The organism is Lentihominibacter hominis (genome assembly GCF_014385065.1).
GTDB classification, from domain to species: Bacteria; Bacillota; Clostridia; order Peptostreptococcales; family Anaerovoracaceae; genus Lentihominibacter; species Lentihominibacter hominis.
In genome coordinates, this window is sequence record NZ_JACRTA010000004.1 from 1 (window position 1) to 12,400 (window position 12,400).

9 protein-coding genes are annotated in these 12,400 nt (G+C 39.2%); 1 reads left to right on the forward strand and 8 read right to left on the reverse strand.

Annotated elements, in window-relative coordinates; genetic code table 11:
- Positions 1-219: 219 nt before the first annotated feature.
- On the reverse strand, positions 220-2,460 hold the full coding sequence (locus tag H8692_RS10490; protein ID WP_187525672.1) for a U32 family peptidase: 2,241 nt from the start codon (positions 2,458-2,460) through the stop codon (positions 220-222).
- A 138-nt stretch (positions 2,461-2,598) separates the two neighbouring features.
- Here H8692_RS10490 and H8692_RS10495 point away from each other — a divergent pair, with 138 nt between their 5' ends.
- Positions 2,599-3,855: an AI-2E family transporter gene (locus H8692_RS10495; RefSeq protein ID WP_187525673.1), complete on the forward strand. Its 1,257-nt coding sequence runs from the start codon at positions 2,599-2,601 to the stop codon at positions 3,853-3,855.
- A gap of 133 nt (positions 3,856-3,988) precedes the next feature.
- On the opposite strand, the gene H8692_RS10500 is transcribed toward H8692_RS10495, so the two are convergent.
- From H8692_RS10500 to H8692_RS10530, 7 genes are all read right to left on the reverse strand, one after another.
- On the reverse strand, positions 3,989-5,143 hold the full coding sequence (locus tag H8692_RS10500) for an NAD(P)-dependent malic enzyme (RefSeq protein ID WP_177268284.1): 1,155 nt from the start codon (positions 5,141-5,143) through the stop codon (positions 3,989-3,991).
- A gap of 11 nt (positions 5,144-5,154) precedes the next feature.
- A complete protein-coding gene (locus tag H8692_RS10505) occupies positions 5,155-6,831 on the reverse strand; it encodes a glutamine--tRNA ligase/YqeY domain fusion protein (RefSeq protein WP_187525674.1) in 1,677 nt (558 codons plus the stop codon).
- A 66-nt stretch (positions 6,832-6,897) separates the two neighbouring features.
- Complete coding sequence (locus H8692_RS10510) at positions 6,898-7,212, reverse strand: hypothetical protein (protein WP_187525675.1); 315 nt, start codon at positions 7,210-7,212, stop codon at positions 6,898-6,900.
- A 156-nt stretch (positions 7,213-7,368) separates the two neighbouring features.
- On the reverse strand, positions 7,369-7,596 hold the full coding sequence (locus H8692_RS10515) for a hypothetical protein (protein ID WP_177268288.1): 228 nt from the start codon (positions 7,594-7,596) through the stop codon (positions 7,369-7,371).
- Between the two features lie 55 nt (positions 7,597-7,651).
- Positions 7,652-9,901, reverse strand: a complete 2,250-nt coding sequence (locus tag H8692_RS10520) for an InlB B-repeat-containing protein (protein WP_187525676.1) — start codon at positions 9,899-9,901, stop codon at positions 7,652-7,654.
- Between the two features lie 309 nt (positions 9,902-10,210).
- Positions 10,211-11,389, reverse strand: a complete 1,179-nt coding sequence (locus tag H8692_RS10525; RefSeq protein ID WP_177268292.1) for an acetyl-CoA C-acetyltransferase — start codon at positions 11,387-11,389, stop codon at positions 10,211-10,213.
- Positions 11,390-11,450: 61 nt separating this feature from the next.
- Positions 11,451-12,377 carry a DUF2156 domain-containing protein gene (locus H8692_RS10530; protein WP_187525677.1) on the reverse strand — a complete coding sequence of 309 codons (927 nt, stop codon included), beginning with the start codon at positions 12,375-12,377 and terminating at the stop codon, positions 11,451-11,453.
- Positions 12,378-12,400: the final 23 nt, after the last annotated feature.

Here is a 12,400-nt window from a genome sequence, read left to right on the forward strand (position 1 = left end):
CTCGCTCTTGGCGAGCTTTTTTAGTATATCGCATGTCACCGCTTTTGTCAACAACTTTTTCCAACTTTTTTTCGTCGTTATTTTCCGTTGTTTTCCTCTCTGCCGTGACAGCTTGTTTATATTATCAGAGTTATATCTTGTTGTCAACATGTTTTTTAATTTTTATTCATTTTTTATTCCATAAATATGAAATCCCTCTTTTTTGAATTGCAATACTTATTATCTTATATATGTCATGAAGTTTCTTTTGGCATTGCAAACGCTGGCCTTTCTGGCTTTTTCAAATATCAAATACTTGTCTTTGCTATGCCACCTCATCGTAATATATTCAGCCCCTTTTCTGTCGGTAAAATAACTTAAAGTTATCGGATGCTCTGTTATCATCAGCGGAATATCTCCGCTGCAATATTCATCCTCTTCGTGAGAATAAGCTCTTATATCAACGCCATCTTCATTAAACGTTTTAAGGCTTTGTACATTATATACATTAAGTCCATATCCTCCATATACTTTTATGCCTGCATCTCTGAATCTGATTATCCACCCGGGATTCCCTACCATTATTCCGGTTTTCTTTGTTTTCTCCGTTATATCATCAAAATTACTTTCTATATATTGATCCAGATTCCCTTTGCTGACATTAAGTATGTACGGAATAACATTCTTTTCACTTTCCGAAAGTTTATTGTAAATTTCTTCTTCCATAAACAATTCCAGCGGAATATAAATACTGTCTGCCTCTTTATCTCCGAAGTTTTCTTTCAGTATAAATCTTTCTACAGAAGCCCTGCTGTACAAGAACAAGCCATTGTGTTTTTCCGAGTTTGTTATAAGGATATCATTGTTTCCAAGATTTTCAATATTTTTTATATCTGCTATTTCTCTTTCTATCAACGGTTTACGATTGCTATATACCGATCTTCTTTTTTTCATCAAAGAAGCGACTCCCTGTCTTCTGATTTCATTTATTACCGAAATCGGAATCGATATATTATCATCTGCATTTATTGCTACAGACTTTGCTTCAAACACTGTATCTCCCAATTTTCTAAGCTGCTTTTCCACTCTTTTTTTGTCTACTGTATGTTTTATTGCTTTTTCAACTATAAAATCTGCTTTTACAGAAACACTGATATTTTCTTGTCTTATATCCAGTACTGGATACGTTCCCAGCTTAGCAGTAAAAAACATATCCACCGGCAATTTCTTTTTCTCGCCCCTGTTGTATGAATTTTCTGCTTCTATATTCAAACCTTTGTCGGTAACCTTATAAACTTTATCTCCTGGGTATGCTTCTCCCTTTATATCTCCGACGCGGACTGAATAAGGAGTCAATGCTTTCAGATATGATATTACATTACCCGTATCACGCTTCCCTCTAACCTCTATCCCGTCCCCTATAGAAAGAGCTTTGTCGTAACCTTTTGAATCTGCTCCTCTATTGTCAAGTTTTATATCTATTAATGTACTTCCCTTTTTAACGGCTTTTACTTTTCCTATGTATATACCCTGATTTTTGGGGCTGTCTCCCGACAGCAGTTTTGAACCTTGGTTGCCATACATATATCCACTGCTGAAACCGCCTCGATTGAATATCTGAAGAAGTTTCACCTTATCCTCTTTCTGCACATCCACTGTTCCTTGAAACTTATATATATCCAGATATTTTCGATATAAAGAAGTCACTGTCGCTACATACTGTGGGGATTTTAATCTGCCTTCTATTTTTAAAGAATCTATTCCTGACATACATAACTGTGGTATCATTTCAATGGTACACAGATCTTTAGGGCTTAAAATAAACTGCTCATTACCATTTTCATCTTTATACGGCAATCTGCAAGGTTGCGCACACAACCCTCTGTTTCCGCTCCTTCCATTGATTCCGCCAATGATTCTACTCATATGACACTGTCCCGAATAACACATACATAAAGCTCCATGAATAAAGACTTCCACTTCACATGACTGCATGCCACTATGGCATTTTTCAGAGAATACACGTATATCTTCAAGCGTCAGTTCCCTTGCAGGAACTACCCTACAAAATCCCTTAGCCTTTATCCACTCAAGCGCCTGCGTATTATAGATCGTCCCTTGTGTAGACATGTGCATAGGCATTTGAGGCAGATATTTTTTTATCAAGCGAGCTAAACCTATATCCTGCAAAATTACAGCATCTGCTCCTGCCCCATACAGAAAATTAACGTATGAAAAAGCTTTGGTCAGTTCACTATCTTTTATGAGAGTATTTATAGTGATATATACACGAACATTTCGGTCATGAGCATACATTATGGCTGACTTCATATCATCCCAAGTAAAATTTTCCGCTTTTATCCTAGCATTAAACAGAGGGCCTCCCATATAAACAGCATCTGCTCCATTCTGAACGGCTGCTTTTAACTGAGGCCACCCTCCTACGGGTGCCAACAGTTCGGGTATTTTTCTGATTTCCACTTAATAATTGCTCCTTTCATCTATATAATCATTATCGGCCGATGTTGATTCATTTTCTGAGAGAACATGCGAGCCACTGGTTTTTATTGATAACACGACTATATTAGTATATAATAATTTAATATTGGAGGAAAGAGTATGAACAAATTAAAAGAATTGATGAAAGACAATAGCTTTATACGAGGAAGTTTTTTTATTATATTTAACGCCATACTTCTATGCGCAATGTTTTTCATAATCAAAAATTTCGGCAATATAACCGCCACTTTGTATCACTGGCTGTGCGTTTTGCTGGATGCCCTTTGGCCTTTGATTTTCGGACTGATTTTATCCTATCTTCTCAATCCTCTTTCCGAATTGATTGATTCAAAACTGATGAGTAAAATAATAAGTTTGCCTTCAGATCCTATAAAAGCCGAAAAGAAAAAAAATCTGCGTCATCTGCTTAGTGTGCTTGTTACATTCTTACTGGCCATAGCAGCTGTCATCGCCATAATATTTGGATTCGCCATAATGATAATCGGTAAAGTTAATTTTTCCAGCTTTTCAGATACATTCTCTGACCTTCTGGGAGGAATTCTCAAGTATGAGGCCACTTTCAGAGACTGGATCACCAACAATATCCCTGACGGAATGCTTTCGGAAAAAATGACGGATGTAGCCAATGCTATAATGAGCTGGATAGGAGATAATGTCAGTGCATCTTCAATAATAACGTTCTTCACAAATATCGGAGGAAGTATTTTTGACATACTGGTAGGAATAATAATCAGTATCTATCTCATGAAGGACAAGCAGTTTTTTCAAGGATTATGGAGAAAATTTCTTCACCTTGTACTTCCGCAAAAAGGCCATGCTGTACTTACCGAAACATTAAGTGAAGTAAATGGTGTACTTTCAAGGTTCATAAGAGGCGCTCTGTTGGATGCTCTGATTGTATCCATCATGTCTTCTATAGGTCTGTCTATAATGGGACTGGATGCTGCCGTATTCATTGGTATCTTCGCAGGCATCGCCAACGTCATTCCTTACTTTGGTCCTATAATCGGAATGATCCCAGCTTTTGTCATGGGACTATGTACAGAAGGTTTCTGGCACGGAGTTTTGGCTGTAGCGATTCTATTTGCAGTCCAGCAAATAGACTGTAATCTTATTTATCCTAAAATCGTAGGTACTTCTACAGGCCTCCATCCTCTTATGGTCTTGTTGGCAGTAAGTGTTTTCGGATATTTCGGCGGAATACTGTGGATGATCCTTGCTGTCCCTATTGCAGGTATAATACAAGTGTTTGTGGTAAAATGGGCCACTCAGAAAGAACATAAAATAGAAAAAGAAGCTATGAAAAATACTGCAAGCAGGTCTGAAAGAGATGAGCAGCAACAAAGCTCCAGATAAGGCTTGTCAAGGAAAAATGAACAAAGATTTCATTCAGCAATGCATTCCATTATGTTTTTTAATGCTGCAGGAATATATACACTGAATAAAAAGGGACTGTGATTTTTCACAGTCCCTTTTTATTCAGTCAATTTTATTCTTTCCATGCATTTTTTACAGCTTCAGCTACAATGTCGGCAACTTGCGGATAAAATGCACTCGGTATTATATAATCCGGCTTAAGCTGGCTATCTTCAATAACTCCTGCTAAAGCAAATGCCGCTGCAGTTTTCATCTCTTCTGTTATACGTTTAGCTCTGGCTGCTAACGCACCTTTGAAAATACCCGGGAAAATAAGTACATTGTTTATCTGGTTAGGATAATCAGATCTGCCTGTACCCACTACGGCTGCTCCGGCTTCTTTGGCAAGATCGGGCAGAATTTCCGGTTCCGGATTCGCCATGGCGAATATTATGGCATTTTCATTCATTGATTTTACCATATCCTGTGTCAGCACCTTTGCCGCTGAAACTCCTATAAAAAGATCTCTGCCCTTTACAGCCTCTGCAAGTGTACCTTTTATCTGATTTTTATTGGTAACTGCCGCCAGACGCTTTTTCGCCTCATTAAGATCATTTCGCTCCCTTGTAAGGATACCTTTGCTGTCACATGCCACAACATCTTCTATACCAAGATTCATCAACATTTTAGCTATTGCCGTACCGGCGGCTCCCGCCCCGTTGATTATTGCCTTCATTCGGCTCAAATCTCTTCCCGTAAGTTTCGCGGCATTAATAACGGCCGCTGAAACTACTACGGCAGTACCATGCTGATCATCATGAAATACAGGAATGTTCACCTGTGACTGAAGTTTTTCTTCAATTTCAAAACATCTCGGCGCAGAAATATCTTCCAGGTTTATTCCTCCCAATGTAGGCGCAATATTCTTTACTATATTCACTATCTCATCTACTTCCTGAGTCTCAAGACAAACCGGAAAAGCATCTATTCCGGCGAACTCTTTAAACAACAGAGATTTTCCGTCCATTACCGGAATAGATGCAAGTCCTCCTATATTCCCCAAGCCAAGAACTGCCGATCCATCAGATACTACAGCCACTGTATTTGATTTGTTTGTGTATTTGTAAACATCATCGGGATTCTCATATATTTTTCTGCATGGTTCCGCAACACCCGGGGTATAAGCAGTAGAGAGATCATCCTTAGTCTCCACCTTAACTTTACTTGCGACAGCCATTTTCCCTTTATTTTCTTCGTGCATCTTAAGAGATGCTTTGTAATAATCCATCTGAACCACCTCTATTTTTTCCATGAACTTTTAAGACCTACTATTTTATTAAATACTTTTTCATCAGATGTCGTAAGCTTTTCATCGGCTATATAATAACCTTTTCTGAAAAACTGGAATCTCTCTCCCGGATCCGCTTCAGCTATGGAAGGTTCTGCATACGCCACAGTTTCAACGAGCGATTCAGGATTCATTGCTTGCTGCCCGTTTTCATCTTCAATCATCAGATAATCGTAATTTCTTATTTTTATTTTGACTGCTGTTCTCGCATCGACCCAATGTATTGTGCCTTTAACCTTTCGCCCCTCAAAACCTGATCCACTCTTAGTCTCAGGGTCATATGTGCAAAGCAGTTCCTTAATACTTCCGTCATCGTTTTTAATAACTTCATCACAGGTTATGAAATATGCGCCTTTAAATCTCACTTCATTTCCCGGAAAAAGCCTGAAATACTTCTTTACAGGAATCTCCATAAAATCATCACCGTCTACATAAAGTTCCCTGCTGAAAGGGACCTTTCTGTTACCCATTTCAGGAACTTCACGATTATTCTCTATTTCCATTTCTTCGGTCACATCTTCAGGATAGTTTGTTATAATGATTTTTATAGGATTTTCCACCACATTTCGATTTTCTACTTTCTGTTTGAGATCTTCTCTCACACAGTGTTCAAGAAGTCCTATATCGACCGTACTGTTAGCTTTTGAAACACCTATTCTTTCACAAAAATCTCTTACAGCTTCCGGCGTATATCCTCTCCTTCGAATGCCGGCTATAGTCGGCATCCTCGGATCGTCCCATCCATCGACCGTTCCTTCATCCACCATTGCTTTGAGATAACGCTTACTCATAACAGTATTGGTGAGATTCAATCTTGCAAACTCTATCTGCTGCGGAGGCGCAGGCCATTTACCCACTTCTCTGAGAACCCAATCATAGAGAGGTCTGTGATCCTCAAACTCAAGGGTACAAATAGAATGGGTTATTCCCTCTATAGCATCTTCTATAGGATGTGCAAAGTCATACATAGGATATATGCACCATTTATTTCCTGTATTATGATGTTCTGCATGAGCTATTCTATAAATAACCGGATCTCTCATATTCATGTTCGGAGAAGCCATATCTATCTTAGCTCTGAGCACTTTCTCTCCGTCAGAAAAATTCCCCTGTTTCATTTCATCGAAAAATTTCAAATTTTCTTCAATGCTTCTGCCTCTATAAGGACTTTCTCTTCCCGGTTCTTTAAGAGTACCTCTATACTCTCTGATCTGTTCTGAATTAAGGTCACACACATATGCTTTTCCCTTTTTTATAAGGATAATTGCACACTCATACATTTCATCAAAGTAATCAGACGCCCACAGTCTTTCATCCCACTGGAATCCCAGCCATCTCACATCTTCTTCAATCGAATCAACATATTCTGTATCTTCCTTTACAGGATTAGTATCATCATATCTTAGATTACACTTGCCATTATATTTCTCGGCTGTTGTAAAATTAAGGCAGATAGACTTGGCATGTCCTATATGAAGATATCCGTTTGGTTCCGGCGGAAATCTGGTGTGGACCTTATCTCCGTATTTTTGTGTCTCAAGATCCTTATCTATAATGTTATGAATAAAATTAGAAGCAGCTTCATTGCCGGCCTCTTCCCTAATGTTTTCTTTTTTTATATCGACCATCGTTCCCTCCGTAAAAATAAAATCGCCGTATTTTCGGCTACCTATGCAGAAATAAGCATATACCCTTTATATTATACTACTTGCAATATGTACTCTGCAATGTAAATATGGTTCCCGATATTGCAGATTATATTGTAAAAATGACCTTTTCGAGAAATACTCGTATTGTATATTCATGATGTATGCTGTAAACATTATATATGTTAAGGCAGATTTTTTTGACTGCACCGTAATATCAATCCCTGTGACATTGACTATGTCTATATCAAAAAAGAAGTCTCTGCACTTTTTATCTTCAGCGATTCCGCTGCACCATACGATCTTTGAAACGCCATCACTTGGCCGTATTTTCTTTATCAGTTCTTCCATTTCTCTGAGCATATATATTTTACATCAATGCTATTAGCCTTTATAAAAAAATAATGCAAATGAAGTCTCACTTTCATCTGCATTAATAACACTTGAATTTTTACACAGCTTTTACGCTTATGACACAATAAAATTTCTCAGTCTCCGCTATAGTCAAACCGGCTATCTTTAATATTTATTCCCTTTAGTAAGACGCTTCATATCAAACTGACTGTTGCAGTATCCGACTCTTAAAGAAAGAGCGTATTCTTTGGCACACTGCATCTTTATGTTGTATATATTTTCATCATCTTCAAAGAAAATGTCAAACCTTACGCCTTTTGAAAAGATCTTCCGGTGATACGTATATCTGAGTATTGACTGTGCGCATGTCAGCTGATTAGTTGCTTTCTGCACAATCCTATGTTCAATAGGTTTGCTCTCTTTTCCTTTACAATATACTTGTATTAAATTATCTGCCTGCAGAAGTTTTTCTTCTGAAAATCAGTATAGTCACTCCTGCTGCGATCATTATCATAAACCATAGTACATTATTGCTTTTATCGCCTGTTTCAGCTGACTTATCGGAATCCGGTTTAACCTGTTCCGGCTTATCGCCCTGATCGTCTCCACCGGGAGGAATTGCGGTTCCTTCTTTTTCCCATTCAGCGGTGAGTTTCACGGCCTTGCCGTCAAGTGTGTTTTTATCAAAATTCCAAAAGGCTTCTTCGCCTTTTGCTTTCCAGCCCTTAAATGTGTATCCGGTTTTAACAGGGACTTCCGGTTTTACAGCTTTCTGACCGTCTAAAATTGTCTGCATTTTCTGTGGTGTATCATCACCGTACTTTACATCTCCATCATAGAAGGATACTGTGTAATAGTCAATATCAACTACAATTGCCTGTCCATCTCCCGTGATGTCTTTTCCTGTGTCTGTTTCTCCTATATAAATATCATATGTTCCATTAAGAAGCTGAAGATTTTCCGTATAATCAACGGCAGGTTCCTGGCTTCCCTGTACTTTAAGTTTGAAGTCACTTGTGACCGTTTCTTCTGTTCCGTCTACTTTTGTTTTGAGAGTGAGAGCGAACCACTCACCCGGGATCTTTGTAAGCTGATCCGGCTTATCTTCGCCTTCAAGGACGGTAAGGGTTGGGTAATATCCTGTTCTCAGCGTCCATTTATCTGCAGGGAACAAAGTTTTATTAACTGCCACATCTGCCGCTGAGATAGTTTCTCCGTTTACTGTTTTTTCTCCCACAGGAGACGGCTTACCTGTTGATAATTCAAGAGTTTCAGAAGCATAGCAACCACCAATAGTCCCATCGGATTTTTTCCCCACTATACGATTGACATTAGCTGTACCTTCGACAGATTCACCTAATGCCACACAGTTTTCAACAGAATCTCCGTATAACTGCCCTACTATTCCGCCAACCTTTTCCTGTCCTGTAACATTACCTGTTGAATAACAATTTTTCACCATCCCGTATTGAGTTCGTCCTGTGATACCTCCCAGCTCACCCCCGCGACTCTTAATATTACCTGTGGAATAACACGCCTCAATCTCTCCGTTATTGATCCCGGCTATTCCGCCTACAAACGTTTGCCCTTCTATGTTCCCTGTGGAATAGCATGATTCTATATTAACATTTCTATCTGCAAATCCGACTATTCCGCCTACAGTGTCATTACCGGCAGCCTTTCCTGTCTGTGTCACTTTACTGCCCGATATACATTCTGAAACTGTAACCACAGTATCTCCAGGAAATGCATTTTGCATCCTGCCTACAATACCGCCTATTCTCGTTGTTTCTCCTGTTACAGATGTATTAGCATAACAGCCTCTTATCTCGTCTCCGTAATTATATGGCGAGGTTGAGCCATCTGTGTTAGCTCCGGCTATACCTCCCACATGGGCTGAACCAGTTACCTCTCCACCGGTTACAGTACAGTCAATAATTCTTGAATCACCAGTGGTAGTCTTTCCATCATTTGCAAAGAAGCCGGCTATACCTCCTACGTAATTTGCCTGTCCGTTTATATTTGTATTCGTTACAGTACAATCACTTATAGTGCCGCCTACAGAAAGTCCGACTATACCTCCCATTTGACTTCCGCCGCTTATATTCCCATCAATTACCTTGCAATTTGTAATATCACAACCTCTGGCATATCCTACTACAGCACTTGTATATGCCTTGTCTGCATTTATTACAGAAGGGTTTTTAAGTACAACATTCTTTATATTTCCATCTTTCACATACCCAAACAGACCGCGTGCATAATTGGCATCAGGAAAGGTTTCTCCCGGAGAAGGTGGGATACACGGAATTGCGCTGTCCATGCCTGTAATAGTATGGCCGCCGCCATCAAATGTTCCAGAAAATGCCCTAAATGAATCGTATCCTATACGAGTCCACTTATGGGCGGATAAATCAATATCTTCTGTCAGTTTAATAGTCTTTCCGCTAAAATTTTTCTGTTCCGTCCTTGTCGTCACCAGCTTGGCAAGTCCCGCAAGCTGTTCTGCACTGCTGATTTCAAACACATCCTTTGTAGTGTCAGCATCATACCAGCCAGTATCATAATTACCTTCATCAGTCCATGTCGTATCAGGGGCTTCCTTTTCTGTATCCTGCGCAGATGCTGTTATCGGTATTATGCCTATTATCAAACATAACGCTAACAGTGCGCTCATCAATTTACTTCTTTTTTTCATCAACCAAATTTCCTTTCTTAGCACACCAACATTCAACTGCCCAAAATAGGCTCGTCTATAAAACGATTTGACTCATTTTATTATGCAAAGTGGCTGTATCAAAAGCATAGCAATATAAAGTATACTTTTAGATATATCGACATCCACCATAAGGATAATTCCTTCAGTAAAGAATAAATCATCATATGCAGGCTGCGAATGGCATTCTATATTCCCCGCCGCATCAAAAAAAAGCTTGCTGCACCGGAGATTTTTCCTGGTGCAGCAATCCTTCCAATATCATATGGCAATTACCTGCCTGATTTTTATTTATCGTTCAACAATCATCGTAGTTGCCTGACCGCCTCCAATGCAGAGCGTAGCAAGTCCCGTCTTGGCATCTTGTTTTATCATCTCATAGATAAGCGTTATAAGAATCCTTGCTCCGGAAGCCCCTATCGGATGTCCTAAAGCAATCGCTCCTCCGTTGACATTAAGCTTTTCATCTTCAAAGCCCAGATCTTTTCCTACTGCTATACACTGAGCTGCAAAAGCTTCATTAGCTTCGATAAGATCGATATCATCTATGGTCATACCGGCCTTGTCGAGAGCTTTTTTAGAAGCAGGTATAGGTCCAATACCCATTATGCTTGGATCAACTCCTGCTGAAGCATATGATTTTATAGTGCAGAGCGGCTTAATTCCCAGTTCATCGGCTTTTTCCTTTGACATTACTATGAGAGCTGCTGCTGCATCATTAATTCCGGAAGCATTTGCCGCTGTTACCATACCATCTTTCTTAAAAGCAGGTCTGAGCTTAGCGATTCCTTCAGCTGTTACTCCGTCTTTAGGATACTCATCTTTATCAAATATGATAGGATCTCCCTTTCTTTGAGGAACTTCTACAGGAACAATTTCATCATCAAATCTTCCTGAATTTACAGCTGCAACAGCTTTTTGCTGTGATTTGGCAGCGAATTCGTCCAGTTCTTCCCTTGTAAGGTTCCACTGTTCGGCTACGTTTTCAGCAGTGATCCCCATATGGTAGTTGTTGAACGCGCATGTCAGACCATCGTTTGTCATCATATCAATAATCTTGTTATCGTTCATTCTAGCTCCCCATCTGGCAGTAGGAACAGCATAAGCTGTAGCAGACATGTTCTCGGTACCGCCCGCAACAATGATGTCGGCATCTCCGGCTTTAATCATCTGTGCAGCCAGAGAAACAGTTCTCAGTCCTGATCCGCATACTTTGTTCAATGTCATAGCCGGTACTTCCTTCGGAATTCCCGCATCCATGGCCGCCTGTCTTGCAACATTCTGTCCGAGGCCCCCCTGAAGAACACATCCATAAACCACTTCATCAATGGTTGCCGGATCTATTCCTGCCCTTTTGATTGCTTCCTTAATCGCAGTAGCTCCCAATGTTCTCGCTGAAACATTTTTGAGACTACCGCCGAAGCTTCCGATCGGAGTTCTTACTGCACTTGCAATTACAACATCTCTCATAATGAATTTCCTCCTTTTAATGATTAATTATTAATATAAATATAATATATTCAAATATATTTTATTTAAATATCCCTATATATTTTGCCAAAAGTTCTACCGGCTTATAAGATAATTTGGATTTTCGCAAATTCTCTATACCCATATCTTCTTCCCGGTTTATATACTCCGCTTTCGAAGCAACATGTTTGCAGAATTCATTGTTTATAGCCTGATACAGTCCTCTGAAATCAGTATTTGCCTTCTCAACATGTTCAGTGACAGTATTCTTCCCCAGCTGACCTCCTACAGCTACAGCTTCTATACTTCCATCTATCATTATAGCTCCTGCGCTGTATCCTGCCTTATCAAGATTATTAAAAACATCTTCCATCGCCTCTTCTTCCATTTTAAGCAATTCCATCTCATGAGGCGGGATCTCCTTTTTTCTGTTGAAATCTGATATGAATTTCATAGCTCTGTCAGCCATATCTTCGGTAAGCTCTACATATTCATATTCATACGTCTTCTTAAAATAATTAAGATGATTTTTCTTCCCATGATATGCCTTTCCCTTAAGATTTATCAGATCCTGAGTAAGGTAAATATAATCATAATTAGGTCGATCATCTTCAAACTCTATTTCAGGACAAGCTTCAAGAATAATGCCGGTCATATGAGACGGAACCAGTCTCAAGCTAAAAGGCTGACCCTTTTTTTCAAATATCTCTTTGCTTTTATATATAGTCTCTCTCAGGGCATCTTTATCATATTTCCCGTCTTTTGTAAGAGGAGGAAACATAAACGGAAGAATTATATCCTCTTCAAGTTCTAAATGACTCACTCCGCTTATACACATATACTCGCCCACGAGATCCCAGCTAAACTGATTGATATTTCGCCACATATACTGAGATGAAAATGAGAGCCCCGATGTCTTATATTCATATCCGTTTAAATATTCTTCGAGTATCTCTCTATTGTCTATAGATATCTCGTTATCAAACATAAACATTGTCTTTCTCTCTTCCC

What these genes read in the sequence shown, in the direction of transcription:
- H8692_RS10495 (WP_187525673.1), top strand. Translation starts at nt 2,599, where the DNA reads ATGAACAAATTAAAAGAATTGATGAAAGACAATAGCTTTATACGAGGA.
- H8692_RS10500 (WP_177268284.1), bottom strand. Translation starts at nt 5,143, where the DNA reads ATGGATTATTACAAAGCATCTCTTAAGATGCACGAAGAAAATAAAGGG.
- H8692_RS10505 (WP_187525674.1), bottom strand. Translation starts at nt 6,831, where the DNA reads ATGGTCGATATAAAAAAAGAAAACATTAGGGAAGAGGCCGGCAATGAA.
- H8692_RS10510 (WP_187525675.1), bottom strand. Translation starts at nt 7,212, where the DNA reads ATGCTCAGAGAAATGGAAGAACTGATAAAGAAAATACGGCCAAGTGAT.
- H8692_RS10520 (WP_187525676.1), bottom strand. Translation starts at nt 9,901, where the DNA reads ATGAAAAAAAGAAGTAAATTGATGAGCGCACTGTTAGCGTTATGTTTG.
- H8692_RS10525 (WP_177268292.1), bottom strand. Translation starts at nt 11,389, where the DNA reads ATGAGAGATGTTGTAATTGCAAGTGCAGTAAGAACTCCGATCGGAAGC.
- H8692_RS10530 (WP_187525677.1), bottom strand. Translation starts at nt 12,377, where the DNA reads ATGTTTGATAACGAGATATCTATAGACAATAGAGAGATACTCGAAGAA.